The organism is Agrobacterium sp. SORGH_AS_0440 (assembly GCF_031453135.1).
Classification (GTDB): domain Bacteria; phylum Pseudomonadota; class Alphaproteobacteria; order Rhizobiales; family Rhizobiaceae; genus Agrobacterium; species Agrobacterium pusense.
In genome coordinates, this window is sequence record NZ_JAVIYR010000001.1 from 180,358 (window position 1) to 207,014 (window position 26,657).

The 26,657-nt window shown below is 60.4% G+C and carries 22 protein-coding genes and 1 pseudogene; 18 read left to right on the forward strand and 5 right to left on the reverse strand.

Translation table 11 applies throughout. The features are described from left to right. Positions 1-58 precede the first annotated feature (58 nt). On the reverse strand, positions 59-352 hold the full coding sequence (locus QE453_RS00880) for a putative quinol monooxygenase (RefSeq protein ID WP_309776182.1): 294 nt from the start codon (positions 350-352) through the stop codon (positions 59-61). Positions 353-842: 490 nt separating this feature from the next. Between QE453_RS00880 and QE453_RS00885 the strand changes: the two genes are divergently transcribed. The 5 genes and pseudogenes from QE453_RS00885 (at position 843) to QE453_RS00905 (ending at position 7,837) form a co-directional block, all read left to right on the forward strand. Next, complete coding sequence (locus QE453_RS00885; RefSeq protein WP_309776183.1) at positions 843-2,663, forward strand: ABC transporter ATP-binding protein; 1,821 nt, start codon at positions 843-845, stop codon at positions 2,661-2,663. A 41-nt stretch (positions 2,664-2,704) separates the two neighbouring features. Further along, positions 2,705-4,240 (forward strand): ABC transporter substrate-binding protein, encoded by a 1,536-nt coding sequence (locus tag QE453_RS00890; RefSeq protein ID WP_113382267.1) that lies wholly within the window; start codon positions 2,705-2,707, stop codon positions 4,238-4,240. Positions 4,241-4,316: 76 nt separating this feature from the next. Then, the gene (locus tag QE453_RS00895) at positions 4,317-5,240 is read left to right on the forward strand and encodes an ABC transporter permease (RefSeq protein WP_037092271.1); all 924 of its coding nucleotides are present in this window, start codon (positions 4,317-4,319) and stop codon (positions 5,238-5,240) included. A gap of 6 nt (positions 5,241-5,246) precedes the next feature. Beyond that, positions 5,247-6,095 carry an ABC transporter permease gene (locus QE453_RS00900; RefSeq protein WP_004445140.1) on the forward strand — a complete coding sequence of 283 codons (849 nt, stop codon included), beginning with the start codon at positions 5,247-5,249 and terminating at the stop codon, positions 6,093-6,095. A gap of 5 nt (positions 6,096-6,100) precedes the next feature. Then, positions 6,101-7,837, forward strand: a pseudogene (locus QE453_RS00905) (M14 family metallopeptidase). A gap of 26 nt (positions 7,838-7,863) precedes the next feature. Here the strand turns inward: QE453_RS00905 and QE453_RS00910 are convergent. Next, entirely contained in the window at positions 7,864-8,238 is a 375-nt protein-coding gene (locus QE453_RS00910; protein WP_006700227.1) for a hypothetical protein, read from the reverse strand. Positions 8,239-8,578: 340 nt separating this feature from the next. Here QE453_RS00910 and QE453_RS00915 point away from each other — a divergent pair, with 340 nt between their 5' ends. The 11 genes from QE453_RS00915 to QE453_RS00965 all read left to right on the forward strand — a co-directional run bounded on the left by QE453_RS00915 (position 8,579) and on the right by QE453_RS00965 (position 21,413). Then, the gene (locus QE453_RS00915; protein ID WP_004445145.1) at positions 8,579-9,751 is read left to right on the forward strand and encodes an ABC transporter substrate-binding protein; all 1,173 of its coding nucleotides are present in this window, start codon (positions 8,579-8,581) and stop codon (positions 9,749-9,751) included. 90 nt (positions 9,752-9,841) lie between these two features. After that, positions 9,842-10,705, forward strand: coding sequence for a branched-chain amino acid ABC transporter permease (locus QE453_RS00920; RefSeq protein ID WP_309776184.1), 864 nt, complete (start codon positions 9,842-9,844; stop codon positions 10,703-10,705). Position 10,706: 1 nt separating this feature from the next. After that, positions 10,707-11,714, forward strand: coding sequence for a branched-chain amino acid ABC transporter permease (locus QE453_RS00925; protein ID WP_309776185.1), 1,008 nt, complete (start codon positions 10,707-10,709; stop codon positions 11,712-11,714). Continuing rightward, on the forward strand, positions 11,711-12,475 hold the full coding sequence (locus tag QE453_RS00930) for an ABC transporter ATP-binding protein (protein WP_004445150.1): 765 nt from the start codon (positions 11,711-11,713) through the stop codon (positions 12,473-12,475). Before QE453_RS00925 ends, QE453_RS00930 begins: the two co-directional genes overlap by 4 nt. Further along, entirely contained in the window at positions 12,456-13,172 is a 717-nt protein-coding gene (locus tag QE453_RS00935; RefSeq protein ID WP_309776186.1) for an ABC transporter ATP-binding protein, read from the forward strand. The genes QE453_RS00930 and QE453_RS00935 overlap by 20 nt, the downstream gene beginning before the upstream one ends. Positions 13,173-13,445: 273 nt before the next feature. After that, positions 13,446-14,261 carry a MurR/RpiR family transcriptional regulator gene (locus tag QE453_RS00940; protein ID WP_004445154.1) on the forward strand — a complete coding sequence of 272 codons (816 nt, stop codon included), beginning with the start codon at positions 13,446-13,448 and terminating at the stop codon, positions 14,259-14,261. A gap of 205 nt (positions 14,262-14,466) precedes the next feature. Beyond that, positions 14,467-16,383, forward strand: a complete 1,917-nt coding sequence (gene iolC, locus QE453_RS00945) for a 5-dehydro-2-deoxygluconokinase (protein ID WP_113382264.1) — start codon at positions 14,467-14,469, stop codon at positions 16,381-16,383. Next, positions 16,380-18,206 (forward strand): 3D-(3,5/4)-trihydroxycyclohexane-1,2-dione acylhydrolase (decyclizing), encoded by a 1,827-nt coding sequence (gene iolD, locus QE453_RS00950; protein ID WP_309776187.1) that lies wholly within the window; start codon positions 16,380-16,382, stop codon positions 18,204-18,206. Before iolC ends, iolD begins: the two co-directional genes overlap by 4 nt. 1 nt (position 18,207) lies before the next feature. Beyond that, on the forward strand, positions 18,208-19,116 hold the full coding sequence (gene iolE / locus QE453_RS00955) for a myo-inosose-2 dehydratase (protein ID WP_309776188.1): 909 nt from the start codon (positions 18,208-18,210) through the stop codon (positions 19,114-19,116). Between the two features lie 205 nt (positions 19,117-19,321). Beyond that, the gene (gene iolB, locus QE453_RS00960; protein WP_309776189.1) at positions 19,322-20,134 is read left to right on the forward strand and encodes a 5-deoxy-glucuronate isomerase; all 813 of its coding nucleotides are present in this window, start codon (positions 19,322-19,324) and stop codon (positions 20,132-20,134) included. Between the two features lie 151 nt (positions 20,135-20,285). Next, positions 20,286-21,413: a Gfo/Idh/MocA family protein gene (locus QE453_RS00965; protein WP_107339567.1), complete on the forward strand. Its 1,128-nt coding sequence runs from the start codon at positions 20,286-20,288 to the stop codon at positions 21,411-21,413. Between the two features lie 162 nt (positions 21,414-21,575). Here QE453_RS00965 and QE453_RS00970 read toward each other — a convergent pair whose 3' ends face one another. The 3 genes from QE453_RS00970 to QE453_RS00980 all read right to left on the reverse strand — a co-directional run bounded on the left by QE453_RS00970 (position 21,576) and on the right by QE453_RS00980 (position 24,544). Beyond that, positions 21,576-22,538, reverse strand: coding sequence for a 2-hydroxyacid dehydrogenase (locus tag QE453_RS00970; RefSeq protein ID WP_142182758.1), 963 nt, complete (start codon positions 22,536-22,538; stop codon positions 21,576-21,578). Positions 22,539-22,877: 339 nt separating this feature from the next. Continuing rightward, on the reverse strand, positions 22,878-23,900 hold the full coding sequence (locus QE453_RS00975) for a LacI family DNA-binding transcriptional regulator (protein WP_003505469.1): 1,023 nt from the start codon (positions 23,898-23,900) through the stop codon (positions 22,878-22,880). 134 nt (positions 23,901-24,034) lie between these two features. After that, complete coding sequence (locus tag QE453_RS00980) at positions 24,035-24,544, reverse strand: MarR family winged helix-turn-helix transcriptional regulator (protein WP_125271337.1); 510 nt, start codon at positions 24,542-24,544, stop codon at positions 24,035-24,037. A gap of 79 nt (positions 24,545-24,623) precedes the next feature. Between QE453_RS00980 and QE453_RS00985 the strand changes: the two genes are divergently transcribed. Beyond that, on the forward strand, positions 24,624-25,424 hold the full coding sequence (locus QE453_RS00985; protein WP_035207167.1) for a creatininase family protein: 801 nt from the start codon (positions 24,624-24,626) through the stop codon (positions 25,422-25,424). A gap of 113 nt (positions 25,425-25,537) precedes the next feature. Further along, on the forward strand, positions 25,538-26,647 hold the full coding sequence (locus tag QE453_RS00990) for a GTP-binding protein (protein ID WP_034496758.1): 1,110 nt from the start codon (positions 25,538-25,540) through the stop codon (positions 26,645-26,647). Positions 26,648-26,657: the final 10 nt, after the last annotated feature.

The window sequence follows — 26,657 nt, forward strand, 5'->3', positions numbered from 1 at the left end:
GGCAGCGAAATCCGAACAGGCTGCAGCCGGCAGGAATGCCGCTACGGCCTGTTCTCATTTATTCCAATGTCGTTATCTCGTAATCGCGTGGAATGGCGGAGGTCGCCATAAACCACTCCGACGCCCGCGTCCGCTGCTGATGAAAATCGAAGGCGGCACGATCGGCAAAAAGCTCCTCAACCCGCCAGATCAGGGGATCGTCTGTCTCGGATACCTCGAAGGAAATGCAGCCGGGTTCCTCTCTCGTCAGGCGAAGATGTTCAGGAAGGTGGCGCCGGACCAGATCGACATCATGCTTGGACAAGCATCGTAGAAAACCCCTCAGCCTGACTGCGCCCGCCCTATTGTTCATGCACGGTATTCCCCATTCCTCTTCGTTCTTCTCAGCGTTTTTAGTGGCGCTACAGGCGGAATACACGCCTCTTTGCGAAGCATTGTGCAGGAACACGCGCTCAAAATCGGTGCATATGCGTATTTGTAGAGCAGTACACAAAAATTGTTCAACACTATGGACATGATTGTTCTGTTTTGTTAGCTTTTTCCATAAAACAAGGGCGGGGGAGAATAAGGTTTCATGCGCATTGTCGAATTGGCATCCGGCGTTTCGCGTCGGGTGGTTGCCATGGATGTAACCGGCACGGGTGCGGCGGCACTGCGGCTCTTAATGCGGGGCATCGATTGTCGCGCGGCTCCCTGTGAAAAAGCATCCTGAAGATGCGATCTCACCCGACATTTTCGACATTCCCGCCCGCCGTTGCGCGTAGCTCGCCTGCCCATCGCCCTTTTCCTTTTCCAGACCACCGCGCCGCTTCACCGGCGCAGGCCACGCCGGAGACACTGACATGACTGCCGCAAACGCAAACGCCCTGCTGTCCGTCGAAGGCCTGAGCGTCGAGTTTGGCAACAGCCGCGTCGTGGACGATATTTCCTTTCGCGTCGAGCCCGGCCGCACGGTGGCGATCGTCGGCGAATCCGGATCGGGAAAATCGGTCACGTCGCTCTCCACCATGCGCCTTGCGGACATGATGGGCGCGACCTATCCGACAGGCAAAATCCTGTTTGAAGGCAGGGACTTGCTGAAGGCCTCTCAGAAAGAGATGCGCTCGATCCGCGGCAAGGAGATCGCCATGATCTTCCAGGAGCCGATTACCTCGCTCAACCCCGTCTTCACCATCGGCGACCAGATCTGCGAAGTGCTTGTGCTGCATGAGAAGATGGGTAAGCAGGCAGCGATGGCAGAAGCACAGAAGCTTCTCGAAATGGTACGCCTGCCCGATGCAGCCGAGCTTCTGAAGCGATACCCGCACCAGCTTTCCGGCGGCATGCGCCAGCGTGTGATGATTGCCATGGCGCTCGCCTGTCGCCCGAAGCTTCTCATTGCCGACGAACCGACGACGGCGCTCGACGTGACCATTCAGGCGCAGATCCTCAACATCATGCGCGACCTGCAAAAGAAGCTCGGCATGGGCATGGTCTTCATCACCCATGACATGGGCGTGGTGGCGGAAATGGCCGATGACGTCGTCGTCATGTGGAAGGGCAAGAAGGTCGAGGAAGGTCCGGTCAAGGATATCTTCGCCAATCCGCAGCACCCTTACACGCGCGCCCTGCTTTCCGCCGTTCCGCGCCTTGGCAGCATGGAAGGTGAAGCCTTTCCGAAGCGCCTGCCGCTCACCGTGCTGCAGGATGGCCAGCCGGTCGTGATCGGTGAAGAGCGCGTGCAAAATACCGCGAAATACGACCAGAAACCGCTTCTGTCGGTCAAGGACCTGTTCGTGCGCTTCGATATCCGCAAGAACCTGTTCGGCAAGGCAACGCACCGGTGCAGCGCCGTGCAGAAGGTCAGTTTCGATATTCATGCCGGCGAAACGCTGGCGCTGGTGGGAGAATCCGGCTCTGGCAAATCCACCATCGGCCGCACCATCCAGCAGTTGCAGTCGGCCATCTCGGGCGAAATAACCTTCAACGGCCGCAGCTTTGCACAGATGTCGGCGGCGGAACGCTTCCGCATGCGTCAGGAAGTGCAATATATCTTCCAGGACCCCTTTGCCTCGCTCGATCCACGCAAGACGGTTGGTTTTTCGATTGCCGAGCCGATCAACACCCATGGTTTGATCAATGATCAGAAAGCCGTAAAGCGGCGGGTGGATGAATTGCTGGAGCGTGTGGGCCTCTCCTCCGAGCACGCCGCGCGATATCCGCACGAGTTTTCCGGTGGCCAGCGCCAGCGTGTCTGCATTGCCCGCGCGCTTGCCTCCGATCCGAAGCTCATCATTGCAGACGAGGCGCTGTCGGCGCTCGATGTCTCCATTCAGGCGCAGATCATCAATCTGTTCATGGATTTGCAGGCAGAGCGCGGGCTCGCCTATCTCTTCATCAGCCATGACATGGCTGTCGTGGAAAAGATGAGCCATCGCGTCGCCGTGCTTTATCTCGGCCAGATCATGGAAATGGGCAGCCGCCGGCAGGTCTTCGAAACCCCCACGCATGATTACACCCGGCGCCTGCTGTCGGCCGTGCCGGTCGCCGATCCGACCATCGAGCGCCGCATTGCCATGATCGAGGGCGAAATTCCCAATCCCGTGCGCCGTGTCGGCGATGAGCCGGCCATTCTCGCCCATGAGGAAATCAATCCGGGCCACTTCATCGCGAAGAGCGCCTGAATAACAACCAGAACCACAACCATCTGAAGAGGAACAGGTAGATGACAATAATCAAGAAGGGGATGACGACAACGTTCGTCGCGCTTGCCATGGCCGCAACGGCCTTGACCGCCGCACCGGCTCTTGCCGCCGGCAAGATGACCATTTCCAGCCCGCAGGATCCGGGCAGCTGGGATCCGATCGACACCTTCCTCGTTCAATGGGCCGCTGTCGCCACCAACATCTTCGATGGCCTGACCTATCGCGGCCCGGACCTGAAGGTTGTGCCCGGCCTCGCCGAATCCTGGGAAGAGCTGGATGAGGGCAAGCGCATCCGCTTCAAGCTGCGCCAGAACGTCAAGTTCCACAATGGCGAGCCCTTCAACGCCGCCGCCGTCAAGTTCACCTTCGAGCGCCTTCTTGGCGAACAGGGTGCCAAGGGCCCGCAGCGCTCCAACTATGTCGCCATCGAAAGCGTCGATGTCATCGACGACTACACCGTCGACATGAAGCTGAAGGCGCCGGATCCGGTTCTGCTCACCAAGCTTGCCGGTTATGGCGGCATGATCGTGCCGCCGAAATATATCCAGGAAAAGGGTGAGGACAACTTTAACCTCAACCCTATCGGCACCGGCGCGTTCAAATTCGTATCCTATGCACCGAAGACCAACATCAAGCTTGAAGCCAACCCGGATTACTGGGGCGGCGCACCGAAGCTTTCCGAACTGGAATACCGCTTCATTTCAGAGCCGGCGACCGCCGTTGCCGAATTGCAGGCAGGCCGCGTCGATCTCGTCATTCCGCCCACCATCCCGATCGGCATGATCCCGGTCATCGAGGGCGATTCCAAGCTTCAGATCGTCAGCGTCCCCGGTCCGACCGTCGATGCGCTGCGTTTCAACACCCGTGACGGCATCACCGCCGATCCGAAGGTCCGCAAGGCCATCATCATGGCCGTCGACCGCGGCACGATCGTCAAGTCGATCCTTGCCGGCCAGGCATCGGAAATCGCAAGCTTCCAGAGCGCGCTGTCCTTCGGTTACGACCCGGAACTGAAGCCGCTGCCCTACGATCCTGAAGGCGCCAAGAAGCTTCTCGCGGAAGCCGGCGTCAAGCCGGGTGCGGCGCTGCAGATCGACATCCGCGGCAACGACGCGACGATGAACGAAGTGGCGCAGGTCATTTCCAGCTACCTCTCCATGGTTGGCATCACCGCCACCATCAAGCCCTATGAAACCAACGTTCTCTTGAACGACATCATTCCGCAGGGCAAGACCGGCGCGATGTTCCAGCAGAAATGGGGCGGCTGGACCTTCGATTACGATAACACCGCCTATTCCATGTATCACTCGGGTGAAAAATGGAACCCCTATGACAAGGACGAAAAGCTGGACAAGCTCCTGGAATCCCAGCGTCCGCTGACGGACCGCGCCGAGCGCGAAAAGATTCTCAAGGAAATCGGCAGCTACACCGCCGAACGCGCGCTGGAAATCCCGCTCTACAACACCAATGCCATTTACGGCATCAACAAGCGGGTCAAGGGTTTTGTCGCACCGCCTGACAATCGCCTGAAACTGACCGACGTTACCGTCGAATAATCAGGCTGGTTTCTGATCAACACACCTTGCCCGCCGCAATGCGGGCAAGGCCGGGTCTCTCTTCAAGGTAAAAAACGTGGCCGGTTTCCTCATCAAGCGATTGCTGCAGGCGATTTTTGTCGTCATCGCCATCACCCTTCTCGTTTCTTTCGCCATCCGCCTGACGGGTGACCCCGCCGTCACCATGTTCCAGGGCGGCGGCAGCATGACGGAAGATGATCTGGCGCGCATCCGTGCGGCGCTCGGCACCGACCGGCCGTTCTTCGTGCAATATTTCAGCTTCCTCAAGGGCCTGGTGACGCTCGATTTCGGCCGCAGCTTCACCGGCAGCACGCCGGTCTCGCGCCTGATCGCCGATGCCCTGCCCGCCACGCTGCTCTTGGCCTTCATCTCCATGGCGGTGTCGATTGCGCTGTCCATCCCGCTCGGCATCAAGGCCGCAACATCGCGCGGGAAGACGGCCGATCAGGTGATCCGCATCTTCTCGCTTATCGGCCTTTCCTTCCCGAACTTCTGGCTGGCCACCATGCTGGTGCTGCTGTTCTCCATCACGCTTGGCTGGCTGCCGCCAAGCGGCATGGGCGGTTTTGCGAGCTACATCATGCCCGCGGTCACCATGGGTGTGATCCTTACTGCCACCAATGTACGCCTTGTGCGCACGGCAATGCTGGATACGCTGCGCTCTCAATACGTCATGGTGGCGCGCGCCAAGGGGCTCAGTGAAAGCAAGGTTCTCTACAAACATGCGCTGCGCAACTGCGCCATTCCGCTCATCACCTATTTCGGCCTGCAATTTGGCGGGCTGCTGGGCGGTATCGTCGTTATCGAGCGCGTCTTCAACTGGCCAGGCCTCGGCACGCTCGCCTTCGACGCGGTCGGCGCGCGCGATTATCCCGTGCTTCAGGCCGTCATCACCGTGCTGTCGCTGATGATCGTCGGCATCAACCTTCTGGTCGATATCGCCTATGGGCTTGTCGATCCGCGCATCCGCACGGAGTAACTGACGATGGCTGCCAAAACCTCGCGTCTCGCGCGCTTCACCAATCTCGAATTCGTCCTCGGCGCGTCGCTGACGACGATCATCTGCCTTGCCGTCATCTTTTCCGACGTGCTGTTTCCGGGCGGAGCTGACAAGATCGACCTGATGGCGCGCCTTGCCAAACCCTTCGCCAATGCCGCCCATCCCCTCGGCACCGATCCGCTCGGGCGTGATGTGCTCGCCCGCGTCGTCGCCGGCGGCAAGATTTCGCTGCTGGTCGGTTTCACCTCGGTCATCGGCGCGGTCATCTTCGGCGTCGCCGTTGGGCTTGTCGCCGGTTACTATCGCGGCTTCTGGGATATGCTGGTCATGCGCTTTGCCGATATCCAGCTCGCCATGCCCTTCATCCTGCTCGCCATCACCTTCATCGCCATTGTCGGCGGCAGTCTCACCAACACCATCATCCTGCTGATTGTCTCGCAATGGGTGCAATATGCCCGTCTCGTGCGCGGCTCGGTGCTGACACTCAGGGAGCGGGAATTCATTCTTTCCGCCCGCGCCATCGGCGTGAAAGACTGGCGCATCATCCTACAGCACCTGCTGCCGAACCTCATCGGCCCTGTCATCGTGCTGATGACGCTCAACGTCGCCAACAACATCCTGCTGGAAAGCAGCCTCACCTTCCTCGGTCTCGGCGTTGATCCGACAATTCCGAGCTGGGGCGGCATGCTGGCGGATGGGCGTACCTATCTGCAGACGGCATGGTGGGTTAGCGTCTTTCCCGGCCTTGCGATTCTTCTGACCGTGCTTGGCCTCAACCTTCTCGGCGACTGGCTGCGCGACAGCCTCGACCCAACAGGCAGAACCTCGAGGTAACCGTGATGAGCCAGATTTTCGACAAGACCTTTGAACGCACGCTGGACGCGCTTGTCGCCAAAGCCGAGCCCGGCCAGTCCTTCGAGGCATGGACCTTCGATGACGCCAAAAGCCGCCGCGAGACTGAGGAGAGGCTGAAGAAAAAAGGCATCTGCGCCCGCATCCGCAGCGCCTACAAGCCGCTTCTCTTCACCTTTCTGGAAGAGATCAATCTGGATGGCGTCGACGCCATCGAAGTGCGTTACCCGGTGCACGAAAACGCCCCCGCCAACCGTTTCCGGCTGGAGGCCTATCCGCTGGCGGCGCTGGTGGGCGATGCGAAGCTGGATTTCATCGCCCGCGAGGACGACAGTTTCCATTATGAGGTGACGCTGAGCCGCCGTGGCAAGACGGAAACTCTGAAGGTTCTGGCTCCGAACCGGGTTCATACCGATATCGTCGGCGAAACCAATGTCTCGCCAACCGGCTGGTTCCGGCTTGCCGGTGATGCCTCGGGCGAGCGACTGGAGACGGATTACGAACAGCTTTTTGAAGCGGCAATCAGTGCCGTCGCCCAACCACGGCTGGGGCGATGAAGAGCCCTATTTCGAGGAACTGAACATCCGTGTTACCCATCCGGCAGAAGATCTGCCTCTTTCCGTTGGTGATGAGGTCGTCAGCCTGCGCGAAGCGCTGCACGAGGATTTCTATTTCTCGCTGCTGGAGTTCTTTCAGAAAAAATCCGGCCGCCCGCTGGGTGACCGTGGCCTCAAGCCCGGCCAGATCGTACCGGAAATCGTCAAAAGCGAAGGCGAGATCACCCTTCACATCGAGACCCGCCCGCTCACAACCGCCTTCCTCGATGGCGGCGAGCAACCGATCGATGAGGCGCGCGAACCGGTTGCGGCAGGCCAGCTCGCAGGGCTGCTTGAGGAAATCGGCGGCGAGCCATTCCAGGCGCGCTCCCGCTCCGGCCGCGTCCTTTCCGCCCGTTATGTCGCCGGCAGCGATGCCGCGGTGATGATCAGCGGCGGCCAGCACCCCAACGAGACGACGGGCATCGTCGGCGCCATCCGCGCGCCGCCCGCAAACTCGCTGATCGCAAGGGCGCGCATTTCACCATCTCGCCGCTCGAAAATCCTGACGGTTACGCCCTGCATCAGCGTCTGCGCGTCGATAATCCGCGCCACATGCATCATGCGGCGCGGTACACCGCCCTTGGCGATGACCTCGAATATCGCACGCCGGAAAATTCGGCTGCGCATCTGAACGAGAAGGAAATCCGTTTCAAGGCGCAGGAAATGAGCGGCGCCAGCCTGCATGTGAACCTGCACGGGTATCCTTCACATGAGTGGACCCGGCCTCTGTCCGGTTATGTGCCGCGCAATTTCGCCATGTGGACGCTGCCGAAGGGTTTCTTCCTCATCATCCGCCACCATGCGGACTGGGAAAGCCGAGCGGAAGCCCTGCTGGACAAGGTAACCCGCCATCTCGGCGCCATTCCCGGCCTGCTCGACTACAATAACCGCCAGATCGCGCTTTATGAAATCCACGCCGGCGAAACCGGTTTCCGCATCATCAACGGCTTTCCGTGCCTGTCGTCCATCGATGACCGCCACACCGTGCCGATGACGCTGATCACCGAATATCCCGACGAAACCATCTATGGCACGGATTTCATCACTGGCCACACCGCACAAATGGAAACGGTGTTGTCCGCCTACGATGCCTGGCAGGAAATCCTGTCGCCGCAAGTGGCCTGATACGGCAACCGCCCCGGGCGGGCGGTTCACTTCCCCGGCGTTGTCGCAGCCAGTTTCTGATCGCGCTGTTTTTGCAGCAGCTTCTTGCCCTTGCTGAGAATATGCAGGTTGGCGGCATCAAGCTTGTTATATCCCGCCTGGATAATATCGAGATCGGCCACATGGCCGATGGCGGCCAGCTTGTACATCACGTCGCCAACGGCCACGTCGATGGTCGGTGCAGGTGATGACACGGCGTCCTTGACGGCCGCTTCCACATCCTCCATCGCACCACCCATGGCATGATAAAGCGTCAGCGCCTTGCGCAGAAATGCTTCACGACGCTCGATCCGGTTGTTGAGCCTGTTTTCTCCAACGCGATTGCGCATCAGCTCAACAGCTTTATTCTGATATTCGCCCATCAAGACACCAAATAACGTTCTAAATATGCTTGGGGAGACTACGAAAAATCCCCTTAGAACTGGTTAAAGCTCTGGTTGCGGGACGGCCGGTCGCGCGGTTGCAGGCGACATTTGCCCCGAACTGTTAGACCGCGAAGACCAAGGCCGATGCGGAGCTGAAAAAGGGGCAGGCGCCGGGCTGATTTCCCGATCCGATATGGGCAACGCGTCAAAGACGCGGTATTGATAACCGTCAGGTTATTTATTACCCCCCTTATTTCATTTTACTTTGATATTCTTAATCATCAATCTGGCAGCCTGGACCGGTGGATGGGAGCCACAGGCGAATTTGGAGGAAACCATGAAATTTCGGATCACCGTGGCGATAGCGGCCATCTGTTTCAGCTCTGCCGCTTATGCAGAAACGATCAAGGTGGGCGTTGTCGGCCCGTTCTCCGGCCCGTTTGCGCTGCAGGGCAAGAACTTCAAGGCCGGCATCGATGCCTGGTTTGCCCTTCACGGTAACAAGGTCGGCAATGACACGGTGGAGGTCGTCTATCGCGATGTGCCGCAGGCCGATCCGGCGCAATCCAAGGCACTGGCGCAGGAGCTGGTGGTGAAGGAAGGCGTGCAATATCTTGCCGGCTTCTATTTTACCCCTGACGCCATGGCCGTCACACCCCTGCTGAAGCAGGGCAACGTGCCGATGGTGGTCATGAATGCCGCCACCTCGGCCATCGTGACCAAGAGCCCCTATGTGGTGCGCACGTCGTTCACCACCTGGCAGACTTCCACCCCCATCGCCAAGGTGGCCTTTGACGGCGGCGTGAAGAAGGTCATCTCACTGGTCAGCGATTATGGCCCGGGCGTCGATGCCGAAAATGCTTTCAAGGCGGCCTTCACCGCTGCCGGCGGCGAAGTGGTTGAAACCATCCGCATGCCGCTTTCCACCAATGATTTCAGTCCCATCATGCAACGTGTGAAGGATTCCGGCGCACAGGGTGTTTTCGCCTTCCTGCCATCGGGCCCGACCACGCTCGGTTTCGTCAAGGCCTTCAACGACAACGGCCTGAAATCCGCAGGCGTCAAGCTCTTCGCGCCGGGTGATCTGACGCAGGAATCCGATCTGCCGGCGCTCGGGGAAGCCGCACTCGGCATGCAGACGACCTTCCATTATGCCATCTCGCATGATTCACCCGAGAACAAGACCTTCGTGGAAGCCGCAACCAAGGCAATCGGCAATCCGAAAGAACTCTCCTTCCCTTCCGTCGGCGCCTTTGACGGCATGTATGTCATCAGCAAGATGATCGAGGCCACTGGCGGCAAGCAGGATGCGGAAAAGGCGGTTGAGGCAGTCAAGGGCCTTTCCTGGACAAGCCCGCGCGGCCCGGTCAGCATCGACCCGGAAAGCCGCCACATCACGCAGAACATCTATCTGCGCGAAGTAGCCAAGGCCGATGACGGCAGCTATTACAACAAGGAAGTCCAGACCTTCGAAAAACAGGGCGATCCGGGTCTCGCCGCCGCGAAGTAACGGCCAGACAGGACAATATTGCCGGGCCGCCAGTGGCGGCCCGTTTCCGGCCCGGACGGGCATTGCAGCACCGGGAGGAGTTTCTTCATCATGCAGACGGTCTTCAGCATCCTCATCGATGCGCTTGCCTATGGCATGGTCCTGTTCATCATCTCCATCGGCCTTTCGGTCACCATGGGGCTGATGCGTGTGGTCAATCTGGCGCACGGCGCTTTCGCCATGATCGGCGGTTATCTCGCCTCCTATGCCGCCCACGGACTGGGTCTCGGTTATGCGGCTGCGATCCTCGTCGCCATCGTCGGCACCATCGTCATCGCCATACCGCTGGAACGTTTCCTTTATCGCCGCATCTATGGCGCGCCGGAACTGACACAGGTGCTGATGACCATCGGCATCACCTTCTGCATCATTGGCATCGCGAACTTCGTTTTCGGCCCGACGCTGAAGACCATTCCGCTGCCGCAGCAGCTGGCCGGCCCCACCGATCTTGGCTTCCGCACCATCGCCACCCGCCGCATCTTCGCCATTGCCTGCGGTCTTGCCGTGGCCGGCGCGCTGTGGTTCACCTTTGAAAAGACCGCCTTCGGCATCAAGCTGCGCGCGGCGGTCGATAATGCCGCCATGGCCGCAGCCCTCGGCGTGCGCACCGAAATCATCTATGCCGTCAGCTTCGCCATCGCCGTCGGACTAGCCGCCATGGGCGGCGTCATCGGCGCGGAACTACTGCCGGTGGAACCCTATTACGCCCTGCGCTACATGGTCACCTTTCTGGTCGTAGTTTCCGTTGGTGGCGCGGGCTCCATTCCCGGAGCGTTGATCGCCTGTCTGCTGCTCGGCGCCATCGATACGACCGGGCGATATCTTGCGCCCGAATATGGCGAATTCTTCTTTTATCTGGCGGTCATCGTGATCATCACGCTGTTCCCGCGCGGCCTTCTTGGAAGGGCGAAATGAGATGGCGGTGCTCATGAACGACGTGACTGAAACGGCAGACATTCCGAAGGCGCGCTCACCGCTACGCACGTTCGCGGGGCCGCTCCTCATCATCGCCGCCGCTGTTGCCGGTTATTACCTGTTTCCGGATAATCTGGCGCTTCTGACACGCATCATAGCCATCGCGCTTCTGGTGCTGTCGATCGATCTCGTCACCGGTTATTGCGGCGTCGCCACGCTTGGCCATGCCGCCCTCTTCGGCGCCGGCGCTTATGCCGCCGGCATCGCCGCCGCCCATTTCGAAATCACCGACCCGCTTCTCATGACCGTCATCGGCGCGGCAGCGGGCGGCGTGGCCGGGCTGCTTTCCGGCGCGGTGCTGCTGCGTGCCCACGGGCTTCCACAGCTTGTGCTATCCATCGCCGTCATCCACCTGTTCCACGAGGCGGCGAACAAGGCTTCAGGCTGGACCGGCGGCAGCGACGGTCTTGCCGGCGTTTCGCCGGACGCGCTGTTCGGCACCTTCGAATTCGACCTCTTCGGCCGCACCGCCTATATCTATGGTGTCTGCCTGCTGCTTGTCGTCTTCCTCGCCCTAAAGGTGGTCGTCAATTCACCATTCGGCATGTTGTGCCGCGGCGTCAAACAGGACAGCATCCGCATTCAGGCCATGGGCGGCGCCGTCAATGGCACAATCCTGAAGATGTTCGTTATCTCAGGCATCGTCGCCGGCATCGGTGGTGCGCTCAACGCCATCTCCACGCAGGTTGTCGGCCTGGACAGCCTCAGCTTCACGCTATCGGCCGAGGGGCTGGTCATGCTGGTGCTCGGTGGCGCGGGTTCCCTTTACGGCGCGCTGATCGGCACCGTCACCTTCATGTGGTTTGAAGACGTGGTTTCCGCCGCCAACCCGTTTCACTGGCTCACCATTGTCGGCCTGCTGCTGATCGCCGTCGTGCTCTTCGCGCCGCGCGGCCTTTATGGCGCAGGCGAACAGATCATCGCGCGTCTCCGGGGAGGTCGCAAATGAGCGCCATTTTCGAAGTCTCCGGCCTGCAGAAAAATTTCGGCGGCCTCGTCGTCACCAACAACGTCTCGCTGTCGCTTTCGCCGGGAGACCGGACGGTACTCATCGGCCCCAATGGCGCCGGCAAGACGACCTTTGTCAATCTCGTCACCGGCAATATCAAACCGTCAGCCGGCACGGTGCGCATCGCCGGCGAGGATGTGACGGGCCTCAGCGCCAGCCAGCGCGTGAAACGCGGGCTCGTACGTTCCTTCCAGGTTACCAGGCTGTTTCAGGACATGACGCCAGAGGAGCACGTGGCGCTCGCCATTCTCCAGCGTGAGGGAAAGACCGGCCGGATTTTCGGCCGTTACCGTGCCATGCCTGCCGTGATGGGCGAAGCCCGCGACATTCTCGGCACGCTTGGCCTCACGGCCCTCGCTGAAACAAAGGTGCGCGAAATCGCCTATGGCCAGCAGCGGCTGATCGAGATCGCGCTTGCCATGGCGCTTCGCCCGAAAATCCTCTTGCTCGACGAACCTGCCGCCGGCGTGCCTTCCACGGAAACCGCGCGCATCGAACAGGCGCTTGACCGGCTGCCATCCGACCTCGCGATCCTGATGATCGAACACGACATGGATCTGGTCTTCCGTTTTGCCAAGCGCGTCGTCGTTTTGGCCGCCGGCGCCGTCATTTTCGACGGTTCGCCTGATGATGTCACCAGCAATGCGGAAGTCCGCCAAGCCTACCTGGGAAGTTACGCCGATGCCCGCAGCGCCGCTTGAAATTGTCAACCTCACGGCCGGTTATGGCCCGACAAGTGTCATCGAGGGCCTGTCGCTTTCCGTGCCATCGGGCTCGCGTTTCGCCGTGCTCGGCCGCAACGGCGTCGGCAAGACAAGCCTCTTCGCCACGCTGGCCGGCCAGACGAAACGTTTTTCCGGTGATATCCGCATCGGGGGGCAGGAGATTGGCACCCTGCCAAGTGCTGCGCGCGCCAAGGCCGGCCTCGGTTACGTGCCACAGACCCGTGACGTGTTTCCGACGCTGACGGTGGAGGAGAACCTGTTCGTGGGCCTCAAGGGGCGACCGAAATCGGCGATCGAGGAAGCCTACACGCTGTTTCCGCGCCTCAAGGAGCGCCGCCGCAATCTCGGCTCGCAACTTTCCGGTGGCGAACAGCAGATGCTGTCCACCGCCCGCACCATTCTCGGCCAGCCTCGGGTGCTGCTGCTCGATGAACCGCTCGAAGGCCTCGCCCCCGTCATCTGCGAAGAGTTGATGGCCGCCTTCTCCAAGCTCGCCCAATCCGGCGAAATGACCATTCTTCTCGTCGAACAACGCATCCAGATGGCCATCGACTTCGCCGACCACGCCATCATCATGGAACGCGGCCGCATCGTCTGGGACGGACCGTCGAGCGAACTGGTGGAGAACCCGGATATTATCGATACGCATCTAGGCGTGGGTGGGCTGCACTAAGCCAACGCATCGCCATTGCGCGTTCATATATAATCTCCGTCATACCGGCCTTGAGCCGGCATCCAGCCACCCCAAGTCTTTGGGGTGAAGAGACCCTTCGCACCGCGCCGACGCGCGTCGGCTGGATTCCGGCTCGAGGCCGGTATGACGGAGGGTGACCGATCACACAAAGCCCCCGCCGTCTCATCTGCCCTTCCTCCGAAAAACCCAATGGAATAAAAATTCCATTGCAGTTAGAGTGCACACGATTTCAATCTGCACCAGGGAACGACAATGACGGCAATCGAGGCGCCAGACTCCGTAAAGGCTTTTGAGGAGCGGCTGCTCCAGGTGGCGGAGGGTTTGCCGAAACGATTGCGGCAATGTGCCGATTATGTCGCCTCCAATCAGGATCGAATCGCCGTTTCCACCGTCGCCGAAATGGCTGAAGGCGCCGGCGTGCAACCCTCGGCCTTCATGCGTTTCTGCCAGATCATGGGTTTTTCCGGATTTTCAGAAATGCAGCGCCTGTTCCGTGATTCCTATGTCGGCGGCTGGCCGGATTATGCCACGCGGCTCGATCATCTGCGCGAAAAGGGCGATGAAAGCGCGTCCGGCCTGCTTGCCGAATTCGTGGAAGCCGGCCGCTCGTCGCTTGAAATGCTGCTGAAATCGGTCGACACCCGACAGCTTGATGAGGCGGTTTCCGTGCTGGCCAAGGCGCGCACCGTGCATATCGTCGGCCTGCGGCGGTCCTTCCCCATTGCCAGCTATCTGGCCTATGCCTTCGAGAAGATGAAGGTACCGGCGGTTCTGCATAGCGCCGTGGGCGGGCTCGGCAATATCAGTGCTATTTCCCGCGACGACGCGCTGATCGCAATCACCTTTTCCCCCTACTCCACCGAGACGCTGGAACTGGCGGAAACGGCCCGCGCCAAGGGCGTTCCGGTTGTCGCCATGTCCGATTCCGCCGTCAATCCGCTAAGGAAATCCGGCGCAACGCTGCTGACGGTTACAGAGATCGATTTCGGCGCTTTCCGCTCCCTTTCGGCCACGCTCTGTCTCGCCATCACGCTGGCCGTGGCTGTGGGAACACGCAAGACGGCCTGAATATTTTTATTGAAAACGGAAAAAATAGAATTTATGATCCAAATTCATGAAACGGACATTCCACGACTGTCCTTCTCGTGACGGGCCATGTGAGCGGAGGAGGCTCACCGGAGCGGGGATGGCAATAGCTGGCGGCATGGTTGCCTGATCCGCTCGACACACATGAGGCAGACCGCGCCAGCGTGCGGTGCTAAGGAGGAACCTTTTGAAAAAACTTGATCTCATCACGATCGGGCGCTCGTCTGTTGACCTTTATGGGTCGCAGGTCGGTGGCCGTCTGGAGGACATGGCCTCCTTTGCCAAATATATTGGCGGTTCGCCCACCAATATCGCAGCCGGCGCCGCCCGCCTCGGTTTGAACAGCGCCGTCATTACCCGTGTCGGCGACGAGCACATGGGCCGCTTCATCCGCGAACAGCTGGTGCGCGAAGGCGTTGACGTGCGCGGCGTGAAAACCGACCCGGAGCGCCTGACCGCGCTGGTGCTGCTCGGCATTCGTGACCAGAACCAGTTTCCGCTGATTTTCTACCGCGAAAACTGTGCCGACATGGCGCTGAGCGAAGACGATATCGATCCCGCCTTCATTGCCGAGGCGGCCTGCGTCTGCGCCACCGGCACGCATCTGTCGCATCCAAGAACGGAAGCGGCCGTGCTGAAGGCCCTGAAACTTGCCCGCGAAAATGGTGCAAAAACCGCGCTCGATATCGATTACCGCCCCAATCTTTGGGGTGTGGCCGGCCATGGCGATGGCGAGAGCCGTTTCGTGGAATCGCAGAAGGTCACCGCCAAGCTGCAATCCACCCTGCATCTCTTCGATCTGATCGTCGGCACGGAAGAAGAATTCCATATTGCCGGTGGGTCGACAGATACGCTGGCCGCACTGAATGCCGTGCGCAAGGTTTCGAATGCCACGCTGGTGTGCAAGCGCGGCCCGATGGGTGCTTCGGTCTTCACCGGCGATATTCCTGCAAGCCTCGATGACGGGCAGACGGGCGAAGGTTTCCCGATCGAGGTCTTCAATGTTCTGGGCGCTGGTGACGGCTTCATGGCCGGACTGTTCCGCGGCTGGCTGCGCGGCGAAGACTGGCCGACGACGCTGAAATACGCCAATGCCTGCGGCGCCTTCGCCGTCTCCCGCCATGGCTGCACGCCCGCTTATCCAAGCTGGGAAGAACTGCAATATTTCTTCAAGGCCGGCATTCGCAACAGGGCGCTGCGCAAGGACGAGGCGCTGGAGCAGGTGCACTGGTCCACCAACCGCAAGGGCGATTGGGAGACCATGCGCGTCTTCGCTTTCGACCATCGCATGCAGCTGGAAGCGATCGCCGACGAGCTTGGCGTCAAGCATGAGCAGATCGGCGCCTTCAAGAAGCTTTGCCTCCAGGCCGCGCAAAAAGTTTCCGGTGGTGAGCCGGGCTATGGCATTCTCTGCGACGGACGCCTTGGACGTGACGCGTTGTTTGCCGCCAGCGGCTCCGGCCTCTGGATCGGCCGTCCGGTGGAATGGCCGGGCTCGCGCCCGCTGACACTGGAACCCGATCTCGGCAAGGACTTTGGCGGGCTCGCCGAATGGCCGCTCGAAAATGTCGTCAAGGTACTTTGTTTCTATCACCCCGATGACACGGATGAGATGCGCGCTGCGCAGGAAGAGACCGTGATACGGCTGTTTGAAGCCGCACGGCGCAACCGCTTGGAAATGCTGCTGGAGATCATTCCCTCCAAGGTCGGCCCGACCGACGATCTGACCGCCGCCCGCATCATCGAGCGCTTTTACGAGATCGGCGTTTACCCGGACTGGTGGAAGCTGGAGCCGATGAAAACCACCGCGGCATGGAAGAATGCCTGCGACGCCGTTAACCGCAACGACCCTTACGTGAGGGGCATCGTCGTTCTCGGTCTCGACGCACCGCAGAGTGAGCTGGAAGAAAGCTTCCGCCTTGCGGCTGGTTTCGATCTGGTCAAAGGTTTCGCGGTTGGCCGCACGATTTTTGCCGACGCCGCCCGCGGCTGGCTCTCGGGCAAGATGACCGACGAGGAAGCGGTCAAGGATATGGCGCAGCGCTATACCAGCCTGTGCCGTATTTGGGATGAGGCGCGCGCCAAAAAGGGAGAGGCAGCGTGAAGACAGTAAGATTGACGGCTGCGCAGGCCATGGTTCGTTACCTGGCAGCGCAGATGAATGAACATGGCGAAACCTATATCGCCGGCATGTGGGCGATTTTCGGCCATGGTAATGTCGCCGGCATCGGGGAAGCGCTTTACGGCATCAGGGACGAGCTGCCGACCTATCGCGGCCAGAACGAGCAGTCCATGGCCCATGCGGCCATCGCCTATTCCAAGCAGCTGCGCCGCCGCCGCGCCATGGCGGTCACCTCGTCCATCGGCCCGGGTGCCGCCAATATGGTGACGGCGGCAGCGCTGGCGCATGTCAACCGCCTGCCCGTCCTGCTCATCCCCGGCGATGTCTTCGCCAATCGTGGCCCGGACCCCGTGCTGCAACAGCTCGAAGATTTCGGCGATGGCACCATGACGGTGAATGACTGCTTCCGTCCTGTCAGCCGCTATTTCGACCGCATCATGCGCCCGGAACAGTTGCTCACCGCCCTCCCCCGCGCCATGCGCACCATGACGGACCCTGCCGATTGCGGCCCCGTCACGCTCGCCTTCTGCCAGGATGTACAGGCGGAAGCCTATGATTATCCCGAAAGCTTCTTCGAAAAGCGGGTCTGGCGCCAGCGCCGCCCCGAGCCCGACGTGGTGGAATTCGAAGAGGCCGTCGCGGCGCTGAAGGCCGCGAAGAACCCCATCATCGTTGCTGGCGGCGGCGTTCATTTCGCCGGCGCAACGGAGACGCTGAAGCGCTTTGCCGAAACCCACTCCATCCCCGTCGTCGAAACGCAGGCCGGTAAATCAGCATTGGCTTGGGATCACGATCTCAATTTCGGCCCCGTTGGCGTTACCGGTGCCGAAAGCGCCAATATCATCAGCGAAAAGGCTGATCTGGTCTTCGGTGTCGGCACCCGTTTTCAGGACTTCACCACCGGCTCCTGGGCGCTATTCAAGAACCCGAACCGCAAAATCCTGGCGCTCAACGTCCAGCCCTATGACAGCGCCAAGCATGATGCGATCAGCCTGACGGCGGATGCCAAAATCGGGCTTGAAAAACTCTCCGCAGCCCTCGGCGCTCACCGTTTTGCAGCGCCGGATGCGGGCCTGAAGGCAGCATGGTTCGAAAAGGCCGATGCCGATACGGCGGCGCCGGGCGAAGAGCACGCAAACAGCCTGCCGACCGACATGCAGGTCATCGGTGCTGTCCAGCGCCAGTCGCGCGACAATACCGTCGTCATGTGCGCGGCCGGCACCATGCCGGGCGAGTTGCACCAGCTGTGGAAATCCAAGCTGCCGCTCTCCTATCACATGGAATACGGCTTCTCCTGCATGGGTTATGAGGTCGCCGGCGGCCTCGGCATCAAGATGGCGGAACCGGACCGGGACGTGATCGTCATGGTCGGCGATGGCTCCTATATGATGATGAATTCCGAGCTTGCCACATCGGTCGCCATGGGCGTGAAGATCACGCTCGTCATTACCGACAACAGGGGTTACGGCTGCATCAACCGTCTGCAGATGGAAACCGGCGGCGCGGAGTTCAACAACCTCTACGCCCATACCAACGTCAATCCCATCGCCATCGACTTCGTCGCCCATGCCGGCTCGATGGGCGCGGATGCACGCAAGGTTTCCACCATCGCTGAACTGGAAGAAGCCCTCGCGGCGGCCCGTGCATCCAGCCGCACGACCGTTATTGTCATTGATACCGACCCCTATCCGACCCCGCGAGCCGGTGGCCACTGGTGGGATGTCGCGGTGCCTGAAGTCTCAGACCGCGCCGAAATCGGCCCTGCGCGCGCCCGTTATGAAAACCATGTCAAGGAAAGACAGTAAGATGATCCGTTACGGCACCAACCCCATCGCCTGGTCCAATGACGACGACCGCACGCTGGGCGCCCATATCAGCCTGGAACAATGCCTTGATGAAACCGCCAAGATCGGTTTCGACGGCATCGAAAAGGGTCACAAATTCCCGACCGACCCGGAAGGCCTGAAGGGCGTGCTTTCGCCGCGCGGCCTCTCCTTCGTCTCGGGCTGGCATTCGCTGAACCTTCTCACCGACGATATCGAATCCGAAAAGAAGGCGATGCAGCCGGCGCTTGACCTCCTGAAGGCCATGGGCTCGAAGGTCATCATCGTCTGCGAGACCTCCAACGCCATCCACGGCGATGACGGAAAGGCGCTGGTGGACCGTCCGCGCCTTGCGGCCGATGACTGGGCGAAATTCGGCGCAGGCGTGGAAGCGCTGGCCGCCTTTGCCGCAGAACAGGGCGTCACCCTCGTTTATCACCACCATATGGGCACGGTAGTCGAGAGCGAAGACGAGATCGACCTTCTGATGAAGCACACCGGTCCAAAGACCCATCTGCTGCTCGATACCGGCCATTGCCTGTTCGGCGGCGGCGACCCTGTTCGCGTTGCGCAGAAATACATGGGCCGCGTTGGCCATATCCATGCCAAGAACGTGCGCCCGGTCATTGCCGATCAGGTCCGCAATGAACGGCTTTCCTTCCTCGAAGGCGTTCGCCGCGGTGTCTTCACCGTGCCGGGCGATAGCGAAGGCGGCGTCAACTTCCCGCCCGTGCTGAAAGTGGCGGCCGAGCATGGCTATAGCGGCTGGCTGGTGATCGAGGCCGAGCAGGATCCTGACGTGCGCAACCCGTTCGAATATCAGAGCCTCGGGCTGAAATCGCTGAAGGCGTTTGCGCGCGAAGCGGGGCTGGACAAGGCTCAGGCCGCTTGAGCTGAGCCAAGGAAGGCGGGTGACCTATCCCACCCGTCATACCGGCCTTGAGCCGGTATCCAGCCAGCCCAAGTCCTTGGGCTGAAAAAGTCTTCGCGCCGCGCAGACGCGCGTCAGCTGGATTCCGGATCAAGGCCGGAATGACGGCAGGGCGCGAAACTACCGAACGACATGTTTGTGCTACACACGAAAAAGGAACGACACCATGACCTCACTTCTGCGCAAGCCGGTCGCGACAGGCGGCAAGGTGCACGATATCACGCCCCAAAGCGCGGATTGGGGTTATGTCGGTTTCGGCCTTTACCGACTGAAGCCGGGCGAGACGGCAGCCGAAAGCACCGGCGACACGGAAGTCATCCTCGTCCTTGTCGAAGGCAAGGCAACGATTTCCGCTGGCGGCAAGGATTTCGGTGAACTCGGTGACCGCATGAATGTGTTCGAGCGCAAGCCGCCGCATTGCGTTTATGTTCCGGCCGGTTCCGAATGGTCACTGACAGCCACAACGGATTGCACCGTCGGCGTCTGCACAGCACCCGGCGAAAAAGGCAGCCGCGAGGCGCAGCAGATCGGACCTGACGGCGTGCAGCTGACCGAGCGCGGCAAGGGCGCCAACACGCGATACATCTTCCCCATCGCCATGGAAGAACGCGACGTCGCCGACAGCCTGCTGGTAACGGAAGTCTTCACACCCTCGGGCAACTGGTCTTCCTATCCGCCGCACCGCCATGACGAGGATAACTACCCCGACATGACCTATCTCGAAGAGACCTATTATCATCGCCTCAACCCGGCGCAGGGTTTCGGTTTCCAGCGCGTCTTCACCGAAGACGGCTCGCTTGATGAGACCATGGCGGTATCCGATGGGGATGTCGTGCTGGTGCCAAAGGGCCACCACCCCTGCGGCGCGCCCTATGGTTACGAGATGTATTATCTGAACGTGATGGCGGGGCCGATGCGCAAATGGCGCTTCAAGAACCACCCGGATCATGACTGGATTTTCAAGCGCGATAATCCGTAAGGCATTTCGGGCAAACATCGCCGCCTCCTCATCCCTGTGACAGGCACAGGAATGAGGGAGTGCGCGAAGACACGTCTTGAGACTGTCTTGGCACACAACAAACGCAATTAACGAATTGTATTAATTCAAATAATTTCGGGAGGAGAACACCATGACCGCTCTTGGCGTGGGCCTTATCGGCACCGGTTACATGGGCAAATGCCACGCGCTGGCGTGGAATAACGTCACGAGCGTCTTCGGCGATGTGGAACGCCCCCGCCTCGTGACGCTGGCGGAAGTCAACCCCGAGCTTGCCGCGAAGAAAGCCGCAGAGTTCGGTTTTGCCCGCTCGACAGGCAACTGGCGCGACCTGCTTTCCGATCCCGAGATCGACGTGATCTCCGTCACCACGCCCAACGCCTTCCACCCGGAAATGGCGATTGCCGCGCTTGAGGCCGGCAAGCATGTCTGGTGTGAAAAGCCGATGGCGCCCGCCTTTGCTGACGCGGTGAAGATGCGTGATGCCGCCCGCCGGTCCGGCAAGGCGGCGGCGATGGGTTACAACTACATCCAGAACCCCGTCATCCGCCACATCCGCCGCCTGATCGACGAAGGTGCGATCGGCAGGGTCTATCATGTACGTGCCGAAATGGACGAGGACTTCATGGCCGATGCCACCCAGCCCTTCTACTGGAAGAGCGAGGCGTCTTCCGGTTACGGCGCGCTGGACGATTTCGCCGTGCACCCGCTATCGCTGCTTTACGCCCTGTTCGGCCACGCACAAAGCGCCATTACCGACATGGTCAAACCTTACGAGACCCGTCCGCTTGCCGGCGGCGGCGAACGCGCGGTTGAGACTCATGATCTCGCGAGCGTTCTCCTGAAACTTGAAGGCGGCATTTCCGCCGTGCTCATCGCCAACCGTTCCGCCTGGGGCCGCAAGGGGCGCATCGCCATCCAGATTTATGGCTCTACCGGCTCGATCCTGTTCGATCAGGAACGGATGAACGAGTTCCAGCTTTATACCACGGATGGACGCCCGGAAGAACAGGGGTTCCGAACCATCCTCACCGCCCCCCACCACAAGCCCTACGACCGCTTCATCCCCGCCCCCGGCCACGGTCTCGGCTTCAATGACCTGAAGGTCATCGAATGCCGGGAGCTGATCGCGGCCATTGAGGGCAAGAAGGCCCACATAATCGATTTCGAGGAAGGGTTGAAGATCGAGCGCAGCATTCACGCCATGGCGCGTTCTTTTGCCGAAGGGCGCTGGGTGGGAAGCGCGGAGATCGTGGAATAGAACGCCCACAACGGGCGAAAACGTCTCCTCCGTCATGCCGGACTTGATCCGGCATCCAGCCACGACGCGTCTGCGCCGTGAGAGGAGTCTTTCGCGATCAAAGACTTGATCGCGCTGGACCCCGGATCAAGTCCGGGGTGACGGTGCGTGGAGGTTCCGACCTTACTCCTTAACTGGCGTCTCCGGCACCGGCGTCAGCACCTTGCCGTCCCGGAACCAGCCGAGAATATTGTCGGCCACCAGATCGGCCATCGCATTGCGCGTCGGGATGGACGCAGAAGCGACATGCGGCAACAGGGAAACGTTTGGTAGCGACAGGAAGGCCTCCGGCACCTTCGGTTCGGCATAAAACACGTCGAGACCGGCAGCACCCAGCGCACCGTTTTTGAGCGCCTCAAGAAGCGCGTCCTCATCGACGCTGGAGCCACGACCGACATTGATGAAAACGCCCTCCGGCCCGAGCGCGGTCAGGATGTCGGCATTGATCGCCTTGTGCGTCTCCGGCGTGCCCGGCACGATGCAGATCAGCGTATCGACGGCCTCAGCCATCTCCTTCAGCGAAGCGTAATAGGTGTAGGAGAGTTCGTCGCGCTTGCTACGGGTGTGATAGCCGATCTCCACTTTGAAAGGCTCCAGCCGCTTGGCGATTTCCTGGCCGATGCGGCCCATGCCGAACAGGCCAACCTTGCGGCCGCGCAGCGAAAACGGCGACAGCGCGAACGGGCCTTCGCCGACCCACTTGCCAGCCCGCAGCCAGGTTTCGGCCTGATAGAGACGTCGCACGGTATTGATCAACAGAGCAATCGTCGTATCGGCCACTTCGTCATTGAGCACATCAGGCGTGTTCGTCACCACGATGCCACGCGTGGCGGCGTGTTTGGCGTCGACACCATCATAACCCACGCCGAAATTGGCGATGATCTCGAGCTTCGGCAGCGCGTCGATCCATTTGGCGTTGACGGCGCCCGAAACGGCAATGGCATTGATGCGCTCCGCCGCGCCGTCAGGCAGAACCGGCTCTGCGCCGGCGGGTGCCGTGACAATCTCGACCTTGCCTTCGAGGCGTTCGAGAACGCGCGGATTGATCTTGCCGGGAACGAGAACGACGGCCTTTTTGTCAGACATAAGCGGATATTCCTCCTGATAACATTCCAATAGCCGGAGAGGGTTGCGGGCAAACTACCCGCCATCCTGCTCCATCGGACCGCGATCTTTTCAAACAACGGCTGCCGTGAAAAGGCCAATAAGCGGAAGCTATGGGGGCAGAGCGACGTTTCATGCCGATTTTTTTAAGCGCCCCTCACCGTCATGCCGGACTTGATCCGGCATCCAGCCAGCCCAAGTCCTTGGGCTGAGAGAGGCTTTTCACCGCGTAGACACGCGGTGGCTGGATTCCGGCTCAAGGCCGGAATGACGGAAAGCTGCAATGCACAGAACGCGCACCATTTCCCATCGTCTGAAGCCTCACACCCGCGGCCGCACCGGCCCGGTCGATTGCCGGATACGCATTTCCGGCTTGATGAGGTGAATGCCGTCAGGTTCATGGCTGCCCGCCAGCCTGTCCAGCAGTGCGCGGGCCGCCAGGCGCCCGACCTCGGCCTGGCCGTTGGAAACCGTGGTCAGCGCCGGGGTGGCGATGGCCGCTTCCTCCAGGTCGTCGTAGCCGGTCACGGAGATATCGACACCCGGCACCAGACCGGCGCGGGAAATACCGTTCATGAGACCGATGGCGACGAGATCGTTCCAGCACACGGCGGCGGTCGGCTTCTGCGGCAGCGACAGGAAATGCACCGCCGCCTCGAAACCGCCCTGCTTGGAGCGCGGGCCGGGAATGCGCAGGTTCGGGTCGACCTCGATGCCGGCCTTGCGCAGCGCATTGACGTAACCCTGGTAACGGTCACGGCCCGTGGAAGTCTGGTCAGTGCCGCCGACCATGGCGATGGTGCGGTGGCCGAGGCTGATCAGATGGTTGGTGGCGAGCGAAATGCCGTAGCTGTCGTCGCCGCGATAGGTCGGCATATCAACGCCATCCATGGAACGGGCCACCAGAATGGCAGGCATGCCGTTTTCTTCGGCGAGCGTCATGTCCTCGATCGGCGTGCCGATGGCCGGCGACATGATGATGCCGTCGGAGCCGAGCTGCAGCAGCGTCTCGATGAAGGTGCGCTGCTTTTCAACCGAATCATAATGGTTGGACAGGATGAAGGTCTGGCGGCTGCGGTCCAGCTCGCTTTCAATGGCTTTCAGGATTTCGCCATAGAAGGGGTTCATCACGTCATGGAACACGACACCAACAATGCCGGAGCGCGAGGTGCGCAGGCTGGCGGCACGGCGGTTGTAGATGTAGCCCAGCGCCCGCGCCTGTTCCTTGATCTTGTCCCGCGTATCGGCGGCGACCAGCGGACTGTCGCGCAATGCAAGGGAAATGGTGGCGGTTGAAAGGCCGAGACTTTCGGCGATGGTAGACAGTTTGACCTTTTGGGCCACGGCATTCCTCCCCAAACGCGTGTCAGTGACGGATGGCTCCGTTTAAATCGCAATTAAACAATTTAAACAAAATCCGCAACCCGTTTAAGGAATAAGCGCAAAACAGATGGTTCTTTTAAAAATTTCAGCAAAAATTATTGAAGATTGGCGTCTATTGCTTTCAAGAGTTTAACAATGTTGCGAACATCCTTGGCCGAAAGGCCTTCGACAGCTCTCGCGCCACAATTGGCGATGGAAACGTTGATGTGCTCGACGCTTTTCAGGCCCGCTTCGGTCAGCTTCACCAGCGTCACACGGCCGTCCCCGTCGTCACCGCTGCGTTCCACGAAACCCTGGGCTTCCATGCGGCCAATGGTGCGCGTCATGGTCGGCGCCTTGACACCCAGCTTCTGGGCGATTTGCCCCGGCGTCAGGCTGCCTTCCTGCGCCAGCGCCAGGATGACGCCGTCCTGTCCGGCATAAAGCCCGCTTTCGGCGAGGCTGTGGCTGAGCGCGGTACGCATGGAGCGGGCGGCCTGGGTTATCGATTGCGCCAACTCCTCCGGGTTGAAGTTTTCATCCCTCTTTTTGCCGTCCTTGACCTTCTTGCCGCCCTTATCCTTCTTGGCGCTTTTGTCCTTGTTCCCGGATTTGTCCTTGCTCATACGCGAGTGCCTTTTACCCTGTGGCGGAACCGATATATGTTGCTGGAAATCCTTACCGAATGCTCGCGCGGACTGCCAGATGCCAAACTCATACACGCATTATCACGACGAAAACGTAACAGACCCTCATCTTCACGCAACAGGCGCAATTTCCGTGCTGCCGCTCGGCGCGCATGAACAGCATGGCCCCCACCTGCCCTTCGAGACCGATACGCTGATTGCCGAAGGCATCGTCGCCCGCCTTGCCGCCGCCTTGCCCGGTCATCTGCCCGTCTCCTTCCTGCCAGCGGAGCCGGTCGGATATTCCATCGAACACATGAATGTGCCGGGCACGAAGACGCTGCGATACGATGAGGCCATCGAGCGCTGGCTCGGCATCGCCGAGTTGGAACATAAAAGAGGTGTGCGCAAATTCGTGATGCTGAACGCCCATGGCGGCAATTCACCGCTGATGACCATCGTCGCCACCGAGGCCCGCGCCCGTTTCGGCATGCTGGCGGTCGCCACGAGCTGGACCCGTTTCGGCGTGCCGGAAGATATCGTGAAGCCGGAGGACAAGGCGGTTGACATTCACGGCGGCGATATCGAGACATCCGTCATGCTGGCACTTCACCCCGAATGCGTGGCAATGGAAAAGGCCGCGAATTTCCCCTCCCGCCAGAGCGATTTCGCCAGCCGCTTCAAACACCTGCGCGCCTATGGCCCACACGCATTCGGCTGGCTGATGAGCGACCTCAACCCCGATGGCGTTGCCGGAAACGCCGCCGCCGCGACAGCGGAAAAGGGCGAAAGGCTGATTTCCCACGCCGTCAACGGCCTTGTCGAACTGCTTGAAGATATCCACGCTTTTGACATAACGTTATTTCATAACAAAATTTGAGTGAGATGACCGGATTCGGCCAAAATCTCTTTGAACTGCCGGAGCGTCGCGCCTATATGGACGACGACACATCTTCCTGAGGCCATCGGGCCTCTCTCCACGCGGGGTTTTCCATGACCGAAACAGCAACAGCCAAGCCCATTCCAGTCACCGTCCTGACGGGTTATCTCGGCGCCGGCAAGACGACGCTTCTCAACCGCATTCTCTCCGAGAACCACGGCAAGAAATACGCTGTCATCGTCAATGAATTCGGCGAGATCGGCATCGACAACGATCTGATCGTCGAATCCGACGAGGAAATCTACGAAATGAACAATGGCTGCGTGTGCTGCACGGTGCGCGGCGACCTGATCCGCGTCGTGGAAGGTCTGATGCGCCGCCCCGGCCGCTTCGACGGTATCATCGTTGAGACGACGGGCCTCGCCGATCCGGTGCCCGTCGCCCAGACTTTCTTCATGGATGACGACGTGCGCGCCAAGACCGAGCTTGATGCGGTCGTCGCCCTCGTTGATGCCAAGCACCTGCCACTGCGCCTGAAGGACAGCCGCGAGGCCGAAGACCAGATCGCCTTTGCCGATGTCGTTGTCGTCAACAAGACCGATCTCGTTTCGCCGGAGGAAGTTGCCCGCATCGAGGATATCGTGCGCGCCATCAATCCTTCCGCCCGCATCTACAAGACCACCCGTTCCGGCGTCGATCTCGCCCGGGTTCTCGATCAGGGCGCCTTCAACCTGGAACGCGCGCTGGAAAACGACCCGCATTTCCTAGAGCACGGCCATGACGACCACGTCTGCGGCCCTGATTGCGATCATCATCACGATCACGACCATCATCATCATGACCATGACCACGGGCATCATCACCACGATCATGACCATGGCCACGATCATCACCACCATGGCGCGGTCTCGCCGATCCATGACGTGACGGTCCAGTCAGTTTCGCTGCGCGGCGGCGAGATGAACCCCGAACGGTTCTTCCCGTGGATCCAGAAGGTCACCCAGACCGACGGCCCGAACATTCTGCGCCTCAAGGGTATCATCGCCTTCAAGGGCGATGCCGAGCGTTACGTGGTGCAGGGCGTGCACATGATCATCGAGGGCGATCACCAGCGCCCGTGGAAGGAAGATGAAAAACGCGAAAGCCGCCTCGTCTTCATCGGCCGTGAGCTGGACCGCGAGAAGCTGGAAAAGAGTTTTAACGCCTGCCTCGCCACGGCTTGATCTTATCCTT